General features: G+C 58.6%; 11 protein-coding genes and 1 pseudogene. 5 read left to right on the top strand and 7 right to left on the bottom strand.

What is annotated here, in order from left to right; translation table 11 throughout:
* Window positions 1-325 precede the first annotated feature (325 nt).
* Both AC13E3_RS09650 and AC13E3_RS09645 read left to right on the top strand, forming a co-directional pair.
* Window positions 326-1,813 carry a SulP family inorganic anion transporter gene (locus AC13E3_RS09650; RefSeq protein WP_482901953.1) on the top strand — a complete coding sequence of 496 codons (1,488 nt, stop codon included), beginning with the start codon at window positions 326-328 and terminating at the stop codon, window positions 1,811-1,813.
* Window position 1,814: 1 nt separating this feature from the next.
* On the top strand, window positions 1,815-2,741 hold the full coding sequence (locus AC13E3_RS09645) for a universal stress protein (RefSeq protein ID WP_092031486.1): 927 nt from the start codon (window positions 1,815-1,817) through the stop codon (window positions 2,739-2,741).
* On the opposite strand, the gene AC13E3_RS09640 is transcribed toward AC13E3_RS09645, so the two are convergent.
* The 4 genes from AC13E3_RS09640 to AC13E3_RS09625 all read right to left on the bottom strand — a co-directional run bounded on the left by AC13E3_RS09640 (window position 2,738) and on the right by AC13E3_RS09625 (window position 6,996).
* Window positions 2,738-3,607 (bottom strand): patatin-like phospholipase family protein, encoded by an 870-nt coding sequence (locus tag AC13E3_RS09640; protein WP_092031489.1) that lies wholly within the window; start codon window positions 3,605-3,607, stop codon window positions 2,738-2,740. The two genes, AC13E3_RS09645 and AC13E3_RS09640, sit on opposite strands and share 4 nt — an antisense overlap.
* 92 nt (window positions 3,608-3,699) lie before the next feature.
* Window positions 3,700-4,881 carry a BaiN/RdsA family NAD(P)/FAD-dependent oxidoreductase gene (locus AC13E3_RS09635; protein WP_092031492.1) on the bottom strand — a complete coding sequence of 394 codons (1,182 nt, stop codon included), beginning with the start codon at window positions 4,879-4,881 and terminating at the stop codon, window positions 3,700-3,702.
* A gap of 150 nt (window positions 4,882-5,031) precedes the next feature.
* Window positions 5,032-6,087, bottom strand: a complete 1,056-nt coding sequence (locus tag AC13E3_RS09630) for an NAD(P)-dependent alcohol dehydrogenase (RefSeq protein WP_092031495.1) — start codon at window positions 6,085-6,087, stop codon at window positions 5,032-5,034.
* Between the two features lie 105 nt (window positions 6,088-6,192).
* A complete protein-coding gene (locus AC13E3_RS09625; protein ID WP_092031498.1) occupies window positions 6,193-6,996 on the bottom strand; it encodes a PhzF family phenazine biosynthesis protein in 804 nt (267 codons plus the stop codon).
* 241 nt (window positions 6,997-7,237) lie between these two features.
* Between AC13E3_RS09625 and AC13E3_RS09620 the strand changes: the two genes are divergently transcribed.
* Window positions 7,238-8,653 (top strand): aminotransferase-like domain-containing protein, encoded by a 1,416-nt coding sequence (locus AC13E3_RS09620; protein ID WP_092031500.1) that lies wholly within the window; start codon window positions 7,238-7,240, stop codon window positions 8,651-8,653.
* A 6-nt stretch (window positions 8,654-8,659) separates the two neighbouring features.
* Here AC13E3_RS09620 and AC13E3_RS09615 read toward each other — a convergent pair whose 3' ends face one another.
* Together AC13E3_RS09615 and AC13E3_RS09610 are read right to left on the bottom strand one after the other, a co-directional pair.
* On the bottom strand, window positions 8,660-9,316 hold the full coding sequence (locus AC13E3_RS09615; RefSeq protein WP_014576512.1) for a response regulator transcription factor: 657 nt from the start codon (window positions 9,314-9,316) through the stop codon (window positions 8,660-8,662).
* Window positions 9,309-10,823, bottom strand: coding sequence for a PAS domain-containing sensor histidine kinase (locus AC13E3_RS09610; RefSeq protein ID WP_482901952.1), 1,515 nt, complete (start codon window positions 10,821-10,823; stop codon window positions 9,309-9,311). The genes AC13E3_RS09615 and AC13E3_RS09610 overlap by 8 nt, the downstream gene beginning before the upstream one ends.
* A 152-nt stretch (window positions 10,824-10,975) precedes the next feature.
* On the opposite strand from AC13E3_RS09610, the gene AC13E3_RS09605 reads away from it, so the two are divergent.
* Both AC13E3_RS09605 and AC13E3_RS09600 read left to right on the top strand, forming a co-directional pair.
* Window positions 10,976-12,604 carry an acyl-CoA synthetase gene (locus AC13E3_RS09605; protein ID WP_421862402.1) on the top strand — a complete coding sequence of 543 codons (1,629 nt, stop codon included), beginning with the start codon at window positions 10,976-10,978 and terminating at the stop codon, window positions 12,602-12,604.
* 96 nt (window positions 12,605-12,700) lie between these two features.
* Window positions 12,701-13,495: pseudogene (locus AC13E3_RS09600) on the top strand (xanthine/uracil/vitamin C permease); the annotation flags it as partial.
* A gap of 674 nt (window positions 13,496-14,169) precedes the next feature.
* Here the strand turns inward: AC13E3_RS09600 and AC13E3_RS09595 are convergent.
* Entirely contained in the window at window positions 14,170-14,757 is a 588-nt protein-coding gene (locus tag AC13E3_RS09595) for a DUF6448 family protein (RefSeq protein ID WP_092031505.1), read from the bottom strand.
* Window positions 14,758-14,956 lie beyond the last annotated feature (199 nt).

The following is a 14,956-nucleotide window of genomic DNA, read 5'->3' as shown; positions in this document are numbered from 1 at the left end:
AGGCTCCTGTTAATAATTGAATATGTTGATGATAGCAGCAGGTGCAACCGGTCGTTACACCTCTAAGAAGATTCCCGTAACCGCCTTACTTTCCCGTTAGGGGTCTGGTAAGCTTCGCGACCCTGAAATTCGCAGTTACCTGATTTTCATCAACCGTGCAGCAAACTGAAACCGTGACGATCCTTCCGCCCTAGCGCTCAGCTTCCTCTTCCTCTGGTTTAATCCCCTGAGACATATCCCTGTAGCCAACGTGAGATAGGTTGGGTGCAATCGACGGTTTTATCTCAGTTTTTTTATCTCCACAGCAATCCGGAAACCCGACATTATGGTGAATTCCCTAAAAGCCAACTGGCTTTCGAACATTCGTGGCGATGTGCTCGCCGGTATCGTCGTGGCGCTGGCACTGATCCCGGAGGCCATTGCCTTCTCGATCATTGCCGGTGTCGATCCCAAAGTGGGTCTTTACGCCTCTTTTTGTATTGCGGTGATCATTGCCTTCGTGGGTGGCCGTCCCGGCATGATTTCGGCAGCCACTGGCGCCATGGCCCTGTTGATGGTGACACTGGTTAAAGAGCATGGTCTCGAGTATCTCCTTGCTGCGACGCTGCTGACCGGTGTTCTTCAGATTGCCGCTGGCTACCTTAAGCTCGGCGGCCTGATGCGGTTCGTCTCGCGCTCGGTGGTAACCGGTTTTGTAAACGCCCTGGCCATCCTTATTTTTATGGCGCAGCTGCCCGAACTGACGAATGTTACCTGGCATGTCTACGCCATGACGGCGGCCGGCCTCGGCATCATCTACCTGTTCCCGCTGCTGCCCCGGATCGGCAAGATCCTGCCTTCACCTCTGGTGTGCATTGTGGTTCTGACCGGCGTTGCCATGTACCTGAACCTCGACATCCGCACGGTCGGTGATATGGGCGAATTGCCCGATACTCTGCCGATCTTCCTGTGGCCGGATGTGCCCCTGAACCTGGAAACCCTGATGATCATCCTGCCGTACTCCGTGGGGCTGGCTGTTGTGGGGCTGCTGGAATCGATGATGACCGCAACCATCGTCGATGACCTGACCGACACCACCAGTGACCGCAACCGTGAGTGCAAGGGTCAGGGCATTGCCAACATCGGCTCCGGCCTGCTTGGTGGTATGGCGGGCTGCGCGATGATCGGGCAGTCCATTATCAATATCAAATCCGGCGGCCGTACCCGGCTGTCGACACTGACTGCCGGTGTGTTCCTGCTGATTATGGTGTTGGTGCTGGACAAGTGGCTGGTCCAGATCCCCATGGCGGCCCTCGTTGCTGTGATGATCATGGTGTCGATTGGTACCTTCAGTTGGGGCTCGATCAAGAACCTGCGGGAACATCCGCTTTCAACCAACATCGTGATGGTTGTTACGGTGATTGTGGTGGTTGCCACCCATAACCTGGCGTTCGGCGTTCTGGCCGGCGTTCTGCTGGCGGCCCTGTTTTTTGCCAACAAAGTTGGCCATTACATGCTGGTGACCTCTGAGCTGGATGAAGCAAGCGATACCCGCACCTACACAGTGGTGGGCCAGGTGTTTTTCAGTTCCTCGGAAAAATTCACGGAATCCTTTGATTTCAAGGAAGCAGTCGATAATGTGGTCATTGATCTGAGCCGGGCCCATTTCTGGGATATCACCGCAGTCGGTGCCCTGGACAAGGCGGTCATCAAGTTCCGCCGGGAAGGCGCGGAAGTTGAGGTTATCGGGCTGAATGAAGCCAGTGCCACGATTGTTGACCGCTTTGGCGTGCACGACAAGCCGGACGCCGTTGACCTGCTGATGGGGCACTGACATGACACAGACCAAGGAATCCAACAGCGATCGCAGTCAGAATAACAATCACAAGGATCATGAAGGCGAGGTTGAGATGTTACGAGTAGTTGCCTGTATTGATGGCTCCCAGGCGGCGCCGGCGGTTTGCGATTACGCAGCCTGGGCCAGCAAGCACATGGAAACGCCCATGATGCTGCTGCACGTGCTGGACGAGGAACGTTATCCGGCGGAGCCGGATCTGGCTGGCAACATTGGTCTGGGCAGCCGTGAACAGCTGCTCGAAGACCTGGCAGAGCTGGACCGCAAGCGCGCCAAGCTGGCCCTGGAACACGGCCACCACATGCTGGATGAAGCCCAAAAGCGGGTTGGCGAAGCTGGCATCTCAGACGTGGTGCAGAGACAGCGACATGGGGACCTGACCGAGTCCCTGCTGGCGCTGGAGAATCAGACCCGGCTGCTGGTCATGGGGCTGCACGGTGAGAGCAGCTCGGAGCGTGGCACTCACATTGGCAGCCAGCTGGAGACGGTGATTCGCAGCATGCATCGCCCGATTCTCCTGGTGTCGGATGAGTACACCCAGCCTCGCAGTGCCATGCTGGCCTTCGACGGCAGTGCCACGGCGTTCAAGGGTGTGGAATTGCTGGCCGGCAGCCCGGTTCTCAAAGGCATGCCATTGCATCTGGTGATGGTTGGAGCGGATACCAATGACCGTTGGGAGCAGCTCAAAAAAGCCGAGAAAATGCTGGCAGGGCTGGAATCCGAGATCACTCTGGCGATCCGCGCCGGTGATGTGGAACCCACATTGCACGCTTACCAGGAAGAACATGATATCGACATTCTGGTGATGGGCGCCTACGGGCACTCCCGCATCCGTCAGTTCCTGGTGGGCAGTACAACCACCAGGATGCTGGAAACCGCCAGAAAGCCCCTGGTCGTCCTTCGCTAGGCCACTTCCTGGGCCAATTCCGCAAGATAGGCCATCGCGGCGCGGTGGCCTTGCTGATACCCCAGATCCAGCTTGTTCAGATCCGTGGTCAACCGGCTTACCGGAAAATTCTCCGGTGGCGCGATAATCCGGAGCCGGCAGTCCTCCGGCGGATTTCGAATGAATTCCAGTGTCTCGTTGTATCTTTCGCCCCGCCGGATTATGGCCTCGGCGAGCCCCGGTTGCTCCCGGAACATCCGCTTGGTGAGCGCCGGAAACGCCAACGGCTTCTTCTCATAGCCCAGCGGTCGGGAAAGCACCACCGTCATATCCCGGGCTCCCCGGCGATAGGCCTCCGCAACCGGAATGGAATCGGCAATTCCGCCATCACTCATGGGCTCGTCCTCCACTCTTGGATAATCACGGTAGGCCAGGGGAATGGAGCAGGAGGCGGTGAGCACGTTGTGGATGTTCTGGTCGTCGACCGGAAAATACCGGGCCTCACCGGTCACCACCGACGTGGTTGCCACCCAGAGTTTGGTGGTGCCAGACAGGTAGCGTTCCAGATCGAGTGGTACTTCCTGGTAAGACTGATGCCAGAGCCAGTGAACATCGCACAAATGCCCGCCCTGGAAGAAACGCCCCCAGTTGATGAATTCCGGCCGACAGGCGTGGTCGGTGATTACTCGATGATTTCGGCCGTGATGGCCGCAGAGGTAGCCGATGAGATTGGTTGAGCCCGCGGAGACGCCCCAGGCTTCCGTGAAAGGCTGATGCCGCTTTTCGAGAAAGGCATCGAGTACGCCGGCGGCGAAGATGCCGCGCATGGCGCCACCTTCGACAACGAGGGCATTGCTGGTTGTGGTGTCACTGTGGGTCTGGAGCATCCGTTCCCCCTATCTTGTGTGTTCTCCGGTCATGCCAATACATGAACTCAGCTTACCAGTTCGACGGTCGCTTTGGGCAGTCGGATGTGCCCTCAGGCGCTGTTGCCGGCCGCCACACCCGAAGCCCAGGCCCACTGGAAATTATGGCCGCCGAGGTGTCCGGTGACATCCACTACCTCACCGATGAAATACAGGTTTGGCTTCTCCAGCACCGCCATGGTTTTGGAGGAGAGCTGGCGTGTATCCACACCCCCCAGGGTAACCTCTGCCGTGCGGTAGCCCTCGGTTCCCGCCGGCTTGATCGACCAATGGCCGAGGACATCGGCAACCTGCTCAATATCGCTGTTCTTGTAGCCCTGCAAGGGACCGGTCCAGCCCTGCAGTTCGTTGAAGGCCTGGGCAAACCGTTTTGGCAGGTGCTGGGTCAGGTAGTTTGCAATGGTTGACTGCGGGCGGGTTTTCCGGAGGTTCAGCAGGTCATCCTTGATGCGGCAGGCCGGCAGCAGATCGATGGCCAGGCTGTCGCCCGGCTCCCAGAAACTGGAAATCTGGAGCATCGCCGGGCCACTGAGCCCGCGATGGGTGACCAGCATCGGTTCCCGGAAGTGCTGGTCATGGCACTGCACGTCAACGGGACAACTGACACCGGACAAAGGCGCGAGCTGGTCTTTCAATTCCGGCTGCAGGGTAAAGGGTACCAGGCCCGCGCGGGTGGGAAGTATGTCCAGCCCGAACTGCTCGGCTACCCGGTAACCGAATGCGGTGGCGCCCATGGTGGGAATCGACAGGCCACCGGTGGCGATCACCAGGGATTCACAGGTGAGATCGCCGGAGCCGACGCTCAGGCGGTAGCCGCTGTCGATTTCGGTAATGCGGTCGACCGTTGTTTTCATTCTCACTTCTGCTCCTGCCCACTCGCATTCGGTCAGCAGCATATTGAGAATGTCCTTGGCGCTGTCTTTGCAGAACAACTGACCAGGGGTTTTTTCCTCATGTTCAATGCCGTGGCGGTCTACAAGTTCCAGAAAGTCCTGGGGGGTATAGCGCTTTAGCGCAGAAATGCAGTAGTGCGGGTTATCCGAAAGGAAGTTGGCCGGCGTACTGTTCAGGTTTGTGAAATTGCAGCGTCCGCCGCCGGACATCAGGATTTTCTTGCCGGGTTTATTGGCGTGGTCCAACACCAGCACGCTGCGGCCGCGATAGCCCGCAGTGGCCGCGCACATCAGGCCTGCTGCGCCAGCGCCGATAATAATGACATCGTAGTGTGAAGGCATGGGGTAACCACAAACCGGGTACGAACATTGAGTGGGCGAATTATACGGATATGGGGGGCTGGCGTCTGTGGTGCCGGGGTAACCACGTATGAAGTGGCGGGATGAGAAGGAGTCGGAGACCGGGCCCGTGAGGCCCGGTCTCCTGCGCAGCTACCCGTTTTTCAGGGTTTGCATATTGATCACGAAGCGATACTTCACGTCGCCTTTTTTCATGCGCTCGTAGGCCTCATTGAGGTTGTTTATGTCGAGCATCTCGACGTCGCAGCTGATGTCGTGCTCTGCGCAGAAATCCAGAACTTCCTGGGTTTCCGGCATGCCACCGATCAGCGACCCGGCCAGAACTCGGCGCTTGAATACCAGAGCGCCAGCCTCTACCGGTGGCTCTACCGGCTCCAGCAGGCCAACCAGTATGTGAGTGCCATCGTGCTTCAGGCAGTTGAGGTAAGGGTTTAGATCGTGCTGGACTGGAACCGTGTCCAGCATGAAATCAAAGGTTTCAGCGGCTGCGGCCATCTGATCTTCATCGGTGGAGATCACTACATGATCGGCACCCTGCTTTTTCGCTTCCGGAACCTTGCTCTCGGAGCGGGTGAAAATGGTCACCTCCGCGCCAAGTGCCCGGGCGAATTTAACACCCATGTGCCCGAGACCGCCCATGCCGATAACACCGACCTTGTGGCCCGCTTTGACGCCATAATGGCGCAGCGGCGAGTAGGTGGTGATGCCGGCGCAAAGCAGAGGCGCAGCGGCCTTGATGTCCAGCTTTTCCGGAATGCGAACGACAAACCGTTCGCTGACGGTAATGCGCTCGGAATAGCCGCCAAAGGTGATGGAGTGATCGTGGCGTTCCTGGCCGTTGTAGGTGGAGGTCATGCCTTCGCTGCAGTACTGCTCCAGACCTGCTTCACAAGCTGAGCAGGTACGGCAGGAATCCACCATGCAACCGACGCCGACGACATCGCCTACGTTAAAGCTTTTGACCTCGGGACCAACGGCCGTGACCCGCCCCACAATTTCGTGGCCGGGGACAACCGGATACTCGGTGATCCCCCAGTCGTTCTGTGCAAAATGAATGTCGGTATGGCAGACCCCGCAGTAGTCGATCTCGATCGCAACGTCATCGGGACGTGGATCCCGGCGGTCTATGGTATGAGGTGCCATGCCGGACGTTGGTGACTGTGCTGCAAATGCTTTGGTCGCTGTCATCACTTCGCCTCTGTTTCAGAATTGAGGGTAAGTTTACGAAACTGACCGTCAGAGCTATCACCGGCGACCATGTCGGTTTTTTCATTTGCACTCTGCAAGTGTGCCTCACAAATGAATGGCGCCTTCCATAAAGAAGGCTGCCTGGCCGGCAATGTCGACGCGATCCCCCTTTAACTCGCAGCGAAGTACACCGCCCCGGGCAGAAATCTGCCAAGCCTCAAGCTCGGTTTTGCCCAGTTGTTCGGACCAGTAAGGCACCAGCACGCTGTGAATGGAACCGGTGACCGGGTCCTCATCAATGCCGGCGCCAGGCGCGAAATAGCGGCTGACAAAATCGCAGTTGTTGCCAGGTGCGGTGATGATCAGCCCCTGGTTGCCCAGTTGCTTTAATTTGCGCAGATCCGGTTGCGCAGACCGCACAGCGTCTTCGTCCTTCAGGACCACCATGTAATTGGTGTCGTTTGGAACAAAAAACGCAGTATCAGGCGCGCTGTCCAGAGCTTCCCGAATCAGGGCCGGCGTGGGCTGTTCCTCGTAGGCCAGATTCGGGAAATCGAGTACCAGCCAGCCGTCGTCGGATTGCCGGACGGATAGCGGGCCGCTTTTGGAGCGTAAACGGATTTGCTCTCTGTCCCAGCCGAGTTTGTTGAAGATGATCCAGGCGCTGGCCAGGGTGGCATGGCCGCACAGTGGTACCTCTGTGCCCGGAGTAAACCAGCGGATATGGAAATCCGCGTCCTCGCCGGCCGGAAGAGGCACGAAAAAGGCTGTTTCGGAGAGGTTGTTCTCCGCGGCAAGCGAGAGCATGAGGTTATCTGGCAGCCACTGGTCCAGCGGCATGACCGCGGCCGGGTTGCCACCGAACACCTCGCTGGTGAACGCATCAACCTGATAGATGGGTAAAGTCACGGTCTCTTCTCCTATTTCAAAGCGCTGGCCTGTTTGGAAATATCATCTGATTTCGAGCCTATTGTAGGAAAAGATCTGACTGCCATAACAGATTCAGATAATCTGGTTTTGAACCGGTACAGAATGCATTTGGTGAGATCTGTACTGGTCATATCGGAAGCAATCTGTACTGCACCGAACAGCTCGGGTTCTGGTGCAATAGATCATTATCACGATGAAGGTTCGCAGGCGAGGGCGGGCAATGGGCATTCTCTACAACCAGGTCGCGGATCAGCTTCAGGGGCTGATTCATGAAGGCGTGTACCGGGACGGCGAACGGCTACCGGGCGTGCGACAGTTGAGCCGGCAGTTCGGGGTTAGCATCTCGACCATCCTCCAGGCACACCAGACGCTGGAGGCGCGGGGCTTCCTGCAGGCCCGGGAACGTAGCGGCTACTTCGTGCGGCTGCCGACTGTGGACGCCCCCGAGCCTGTTATGCGCCGACACCGAAGCCGTCCGGTTCCAGTCAGTGCAAGGGAGATGACCCTGGACCTGTGCGCGGACGAACAGAAGCGCATGGTACCGCTGGCTACGGCGATCCCCCACCCGGATTACCTGCCGCTCCGCCAGATCCAGCACAGCACGCTCTGGGCGGCACGCCGGGGTCTGGAAACCCTGGACTATGCCTTTCCCGGCAAGGAATCGTTCCGCCGGCAGATCGCCCAGCGGATGGCGACCCTCGGTGTGCCGGTGACGCCAGACGACGTACTTGCCACCAATGGCGCCCAGGAGGCGATCATACTGGCGCTGAGGGCGGTAACCCAGCCCGGAGATATTGTGGCCGTGGAATCGCCGTCTTTCCCCGGCATTCTTCAGGCTCTGGAAGTGGTCGGACTGAAGGTCATTGAAATTCCAACGCATCCTTCCGAGGGTCTGAGCCTTGAAGGCCTGCAACTGGCCCTGGAACAGTGGCCCCTCAAAGCCTGTGTGGTCGTGACCAATCACAGCAACCCCATGGGTGCGCAAATGTCCGACGAGCGCAAGAAGCAGCTGGTCTCCATGCTGGCGGCAGCGGCTGTTCCGCTGATCGAGGACGACATCTACGGCGACCTTCACCACACCGGGGACCGGCCGAAACCGGCCAAGGCCTTTGATCGGGCGGACAATGTGATTTATTGCAGTTCGTTTTCGAAGACTATTTCACCGGGCCTCCGGCTGGGCTGGATGGTGCCGGGGCGGCATATGGCCAGCGCCAGGCAGCACAAGTATTTCGTTAATCTGGCCACGTCATCGATTCCACAGATGGCGGTAGCGCATTTTCTGGAGCAGGGCGGCTATGATCGCTACCTCCGTTCAGCCCGGCAGCACTATCGCGATGCCACCGAACGGATGCGGACTGCTGTGGCCAGGGCCTTCCCGGAAGGTACGGCAGTGAGCCGTCCCCAGGGTGGGTTTGTGCTATGGGTCCAGTTGCCCGACGGCGTTTCCGGCACCGAGGTTTACCACAGGGCCAGGGCGGAGGATATCAACGTGGCGCCGGGGCTGATGTTCTCAACCGCCGACAAATACGACAATTGCCTGAGACTGAACAGCGCCAACCCCTGGAGTGAGCGCATCGAGCATGCCGTGGCCAGGCTGGGTGTGCTGGCGCACGACGTCCAGTCTGCGGCGCGTTAGTGCCGTTCAGGTTTTCTCGCCACGCATGTCCAGCGGATCGAGAAGGCCGGCGGCAATGGCGGTGCCGGTCACATCCGGCAAGCGATCGGCGCCCAGGCGTTTCATGACTCGTGCCCGGTAGAGATCAATCGTCTTGACACTGACATCCAGCTGTTCTGCGATTTCCCGGCTCGTGTAGCCCTGGGCCAGTGGCAGGAACACGTCCCGTTCACGGCGGGTGAGGGTGGCCAGCAGGGCTTCGGTTGCCTCATCACCCTGCAACTGTGGAGCGGACTGCTGATGTTCCTGCAGCGCCTGTTGGACGCTGTCCAGGAGCAGTTGTTCATTGAACGGCTTCTCGATGAAATCGAAGGCCCCGGACTTGAACGCCCTCACCACAATGGGAACGTCGGCGTGCCCGGAGACAAAGATGATCGGCAGGTCCAGCCCCCGCTTCTGAAGCTCCTCCTGAACGTTCAGGCCGCCCAGCCCGGGCATCCGCACATCCAGAACCACGCAGCCCGCTTTCTTGTTGCCAACCGCATCCAGGAATTTCCGGCCGTCGCTGTAGGCTTCCACGTTCAACCCGACCGATTCCAGCAACCACTGGGTGGATTCCAGCATGCCGGCGTCGTCGTCAACCACATAGACGGTGGTGGCTTCCGGTGTCGCTTGATCACTCATCTGGCTGCATCTCCGTGTTCGAGGTTCTGTTCTTGTGGCCCGGGCTGGCCGGGAAACGGCAGATCAGGGAGAGTCCGCCCGTTGCTGCCGGCCTGGCGTCCAGGAAGCCTCCAAAGCCTTCGATAATCGAACGGCTCATCGAGAGCCCCAGGCCAAGCCCCTGGGGCTTGCTGGTATAGAACGGCTGGAACATCTGGCGAATGCCCTGCGCGTCGAGCCCCGGGCCTTCGTCGATGACCTCAATCAGGGTTTCGTTCTGATCGTTGATGCAGGTCGTTATGGCGATCTGCGAGTGTGGGCCCGGGTTGTCCTCACCGCGAGCCTCAACAGTGGCTTCGATACCGTTGCGGATCAGATTGATCAGCACCTGTTCCAGCAGCACCGGGTCGGCGGTGATGACGGGCGCACAACAGGCCAGATTCTCTCGGATCTGCACCTTGTTTTTCTCGGCCTCCCATTGGCAAAGACGGGCGACATTGCTGACGACTTCGTTCAGTGCGATTGGTGCGGTCCGCTTCTGGCCCTTGCGCAGGAAAGCTCGCAAACGTTTGATGACCTCCGAGGCCCGGTTGGCGTGGTGAACAATCTTCTGGAGGCCGTCGTCCACTCGATCGAGGCATTCGGGATTGGTTCGGGCGCCTTTGAGATAGCGCTGGCTGGCGCTGGCAAAGTTCACGATGGTGGCCAATGGCTGGTTCATCTCGTGGGCAATGCTTGAGGCAAGCTCCCCCAGAGTGGCGAGCCTGGCGGTGTGGGCGAGTTCGTCGGCCAGCCTGCGGTTGTTCTCCTCGGACTCTACCCGGGCGGTGATATCCCGGGATACGCTGATGACCTCAATCACAGCGCCAGTGTAGGTTTCCCGAATGGCCCTGCTGGCAATCTCGAACCAGCGGCGGGAACCGTCCCGGTGAATAATCTCCAGAGTCATGGTGGCGTAGCCGTCGTCCCGTAGCTGGTTGCGGGTTTCAGCCAGCTTCTGAACCACCTGATCGCCCCGGAAAATTTCTTCCAGGGGCTTACCCCTCAGTTCTTCCGGCCAGTAGCCCAGCAGCCGCCAGGATGCGGGCGTGGCATCGATAAACCGTCCGTCCGGGGCATGGCGGGAAATGAGGTCGGTGGTGTTCTCGGTAATCAGCCGGTAAAGACGGTTGGAGCGGGTCGCTTCTTCCCGGTTGATGATTTCGTCTGTAGCGTCTCTGGCCCGCGCCAGAACCGTCGAGCTCCCGATATCGGGGACGAACGTCCACACCAGGAAACGCTCGGTGGTGTCTGCCGGAATTCTGGCTTCCACATTCTCGATCGATCGTTCCTGCTCCAGGGACGACTTCACAAGCGCCTGAACGTTGACCGGCAGCATATGGAACAGCGAGGTCAGGTTGGCGTTCTGGCAAAGATGATGGCTGGCCAGGTTGCCCTCCAGAACGCTGCCTGTCGCATCCAGGATCAAACCGGGTTGCGGGTCGGCGTCATGCAAACTAAATACACTTGGAGTGGAAAAATCGTTCATGGCTTATCGTTATAGTAAATTAACTATAATACGTTGGTATAGTTTCTAGTGTTTTTGCTATCCAATACTATTCTGACCAGCCCGAAGTATAGCTAGTTTAGCGATATTCCTGAATACGCCATAAGAACAACAGTACTCAAGAGGACCACGCAATGACCTCGATATTTGATCAAGGCCTGGCGCCCGTCGACGCCAACTACGCCGTCCAATCCCCCGTTGATTTCATCGAACGGACCGCCACGGTTTACCCGGAGTATCCCGCCGTCATTCACGGGGCCATCCGTTACAACTGGGCGCAGACCTACGAACGTTGCCGCCGTCTGGCATCAGCCCTCAAAGGGCGCGGCATCGGACGCGGTGATACCGTTGCCGTCATGCTTCCGAATATTCCCGCAATGGTGGAAGCCCATTTCGGGGTGCCCATGATTGGCGCGGTGCTGAACACCCTGAACGTTCGCCTGGACGCTGAGGCCATCGCCTTCATGCTGGATCACGGTGAGGCCAAGGTTGTGATTGCCGACCGGGAGTTCGGTGAGGTGATCAGGGACGCCGTCAGCCGGCTGGACACCAAGCCGCTGGTGATCGATGTGGACGATCCAGAGTATGGCGAGGGTGTTCAGGTCAGCGATCTGGACTACGAGGCGTTCCTGCAGGAAGGGGATCCGGCATTCCAGTGGAGCTTCCCGGAGAACGAGTGGGATGCGATCTCTCTGAACTACACCTCCGGCACTACCGGCAATCCAAAAGGTGTGGTCTATCATCACCGTGGCGCCTACATCAATGCCATCGGCAACCAGACAGTCTGGTCCATGGACATGCACCCGGTGTACCTGTGGACCTTGCCGATGTTCCATTGCAACGGTTGGTGTTTCCCCTGGACCATCACCGCCATGGCCGGCACTCACGTCTGCCTGCGCCGGGTTGATCCCGAGAAGATTCTGCAGCTGATCCGGGATCATCAGGTTACCCACATGTGTGGCGCCCCGATTGTGCTTAACGCATTGCTGAACGTGCCTGAATCCGCCAAGGCCGGCATTGATCACGACGTGAAGTCCATGACAGCAGGCGCGGCACCCCCCGCCCAGGTCATTGGTGCCATCGAGGAAATGGGCATCCAGGTGACTCACGTTTACGGTCTGACCGAAGTCTATGGCCCGGTAACCGTTTGTGCCTGGAAATCCGAGTGGGATGCGCTGCCACTGCATGATCGTGCCCGGAAAAAGGCCCGTCAGGGCGTTCGTTATCACACTCTGGCAGGCACGATGGTCGGCGACCCGAACACCATGGAGCCAGTGCCCAAAGACGGCAAGACCATCGGTGAGATTTTCCTGCGCGGCAATACGGTGATGAAGGGCTATCTGAAGAACCCCAAAGCCACCGAAGAGGCCTTCCGGGGTGGCTGGTTCCACACCGGGGACCTGGCTGTATGGCACGAAGACGGCTACATGGAGATCAAGGACCGGCTGAAGGACATCATCATCTCCGGTGGTGAGAACATTTCCACCATTGAGGTTGAGGATACCCTTTACCGCCACCCGGCTGTGCTTGAGGCAGCTGTGGTTGCCCGGCCGGACGAAAAGTGGGGCGAAACCCCCTGCGCCTTTGTGACCCTGAAGCCGGAAGCCGGTGATGTCAGCGAAGAAGACATCATCAACTTTTGCCGCGAGCATCTGGCCCGGTTCAAGGTACCGAAGACCATCGTCTTCTCGGAGCTGCCCAAAACCTCCACGGGTAAGATCCAGAAGTTCGTGCTGAGGGACCAGGCCAAAGAACTGGACTGATTCCCCGATCGGCTGCGCCGGCCCCGGCGCAGCCGAATTAAACCAGAAAAACAACGCTGTCAGGCACACGCGCCGCGTGAGCCCGGAGACCTTTTTATGCAAATGTTTCACCGAAAGAACGGGGAAGAGCAGCCGTACTGGCCGGCCGGTCCCTTCAAGGTTCGTCTGCCGTTTGTACATTACCGCTGGGAATTTGCGGAGATGGTGCAGGCCCTGATCATGTTTGTGGTCAGCCTGGCCATGATTCCCCTTCTTGAGAAATACCTGGGTGTGCCCTACGACGTGGCTCTGGCCTACGTGGTAATTTGTGGTATCGGTTTCATGCTGCCGGCACTGCTGGGTGTGCCCCTGGTGCCGGGCTGGATTACGCCGGGTATTCCCGTGGTTCTGCTGTTCCTGAGTGACTATGAGCCCGGCCCCGAGGCCATCCAGGCCCTGTTCGCCCTGCAGTTCCTGGTGTTCATTATCTTCCTGGTTCTGGGCATTACCCGTCTGGGCAGCAAGCTGGTGGAGCTGATTCCCCGCTCCATGAAAGGCGGGATTATCATCGGCGCTGGTATCGCGGCCCTGATGGGTGAGATCGAAGCGGGCGGCCGCCTGGCCAATACACCGATCTCCCTGATCATTGGCGGTCTGGTGTGCCTGTACCTGATGTTTTCAGTATCGTTCAAAGGCTTTGTCGAAAGCAATTCCATTGCCCGCAAGATCGCCAACTACGGCATGGTGCCGGGTATGGTGGTTGCGATTCTGGTTGGCTTTGCCACGGGTGAATACGCAGTGCCTGATGTGGAGTGGGGCATCACCAAGCCGGCATTCGACGAACTGTGGAACTATCTGCCATTTGCGGTGGGCTTCCCGGACAGCAGTGTGTTCCTGTACGCCATCCCGACGGCCGTTATTGCCTATGTCATTGCCTTCGGCGACATTGTGGTGGGTCAGTCCCTGATGAGTCGTGTCGACCACCTGCGCAAAGACGAAGACATCGATAACAGCATTGACCGGGTGCATCTGGTGACCGCGCTGCGCAATGGTGGCCATGCCTTCTTTGCGCCCTATCCGGGCCTGGCAGGCCCGATCTGGACGGCAGTGACCGCCACCATGGCCGAGCGCTACAAGTACGGCCGCAATGCCATGGACTCCATCTACAGCGGTGGCGGCACCTTCTGGATTACCGGTTTCATTGCCCTGTTTATCCTGCCACTGGTGAGCTTCTTCCAGCCGGTACTGCCCATTGCCCTGTCGCTGACCCTGCTTCTGACCGGCTATATCTGCCTGATGGTAGGCCTGGAGCAGCTGGAGAATAACACCGAGCGTGGCATCGCCGGCACTATGGGTGTGGTTCTCGCGGTATACGGTGCAGGTTGGGGCCTGGCCACCGGCGCCGTCCTCTATTTCCTGATTGAACGTACCAAATTGCTTGGCTTTACCGCCGACCCGGAAGCGCCGGGCGTACAAGCCGCAGAAGAGCACTAAACCAGCGCCTTCCGGCTCTGCACCGGAAGGCGCTGACCCCCTGTGTGTCCTTGGGAGGCTTCGTGCCTCCCTTTTTTCGTTGCGCGGCAGCTTCAATGACCGTGTTTACCCGCTCCAGCCGCACCGTGAACAGCTTCTACGTAATGGATGTAGTCAACATAGTCGGTCACGAAGTGGCGCCCTTCCTTGACACTCTGATCGGCGCTGGCCAACGAGTTGTGGGCCTGGTCATAGCGTTCCCGAATCCCGGTCTCTATTTTCCGGGTGATGTTTGCAATCAGCTGGTCAATCTCGCCGTTGCTTAGTGCAGCATCTGCCGCCTTCAGTCCGGGGTCGATGTTCCCTGCCGGCTTGATCCCGGTAAAGGGTGCACCCTCGGAGGCACGATGAACTTTTACCAGTGTTGCAAAGAGATGCTTGTCTGCAATTTTGCGTACCTTCTCGCCCTCGCCCCGGATGTCCCGGACATCGGCGAATACACGCCTGATTTCGGCCTCGTCCTCGGCGGGAACCCATTTCAGTAGTGGGGTAACATCACCGGCTTCGAGCGCTGCCCGGGCTTCGGTAATGACAGGGCCATCCAGCGCATCGCAATGGGCCTGGGCATTACCTGCCAGCATGAGCCCCAGGAGGACGGCAGCACTTGCGGTAAAGGTGGCTTTTCGTAGTTTGGTTTTCATGGACGTTTCCTCGCGTTTTGGTGATTGAGACAAGTTCCGGTTTCGGTGGAACCTGGGAACCAGCTTAGGGAAAACGCCCCGGCGAATCGTTCGCAAACGTGAAGTCAGACCTGGAAAGTGGTAGGCATAAAAGACATATAAACCAATGGGTTGGAGGTTCTTGTTTGCGGGCATCCAAAGTCGAACGCCATGGCTGGTC

The organism is Marinobacter sp. L-80 (genome assembly GCF_056859395.1).
This window is presented reverse-complemented; position numbering and strand designations above follow the sequence as displayed.

Excerpts from the sequence above, each read along its gene's own strand:
- AC13E3_RS09650 (WP_482901953.1), top strand. The coding sequence starts at position 326 with ATGGTGAATTCCCTAAAAGCCAACTGGCTTTCGAACATTCGTGGCGAT.
- AC13E3_RS09645 (WP_092031486.1), top strand. The coding sequence starts at position 1,815 with ATGACACAGACCAAGGAATCCAACAGCGATCGCAGTCAGAATAACAAT.
- AC13E3_RS09640 (WP_092031489.1), bottom strand. The coding sequence starts at position 3,607 with ATGCTCCAGACCCACAGTGACACCACAACCAGCAATGCCCTCGTTGTC.
- AC13E3_RS09635 (WP_092031492.1), bottom strand. The coding sequence starts at position 4,881 with ATGCCTTCACACTACGATGTCATTATTATCGGCGCTGGCGCAGCAGGC.
- AC13E3_RS09630 (WP_092031495.1), bottom strand. The coding sequence starts at position 6,087 with ATGACAGCGACCAAAGCATTTGCAGCACAGTCACCAACGTCCGGCATG.
- AC13E3_RS09620 (WP_092031500.1), top strand. The coding sequence starts at position 7,238 with ATGGGCATTCTCTACAACCAGGTCGCGGATCAGCTTCAGGGGCTGATT.
- AC13E3_RS09615 (WP_014576512.1), bottom strand. The coding sequence starts at position 9,316 with ATGAGTGATCAAGCGACACCGGAAGCCACCACCGTCTATGTGGTTGAC.
- AC13E3_RS09610 (WP_482901952.1), bottom strand. The coding sequence starts at position 10,823 with ATGAACGATTTTTCCACTCCAAGTGTATTTAGTTTGCATGACGCCGAC.
- AC13E3_RS09605 (WP_421862402.1), top strand. The coding sequence starts at position 10,976 with ATGACCTCGATATTTGATCAAGGCCTGGCGCCCGTCGACGCCAACTAC.
- AC13E3_RS09595 (WP_092031505.1), bottom strand. The coding sequence starts at position 14,757 with ATGAAAACCAAACTACGAAAAGCCACCTTTACCGCAAGTGCTGCCGTC.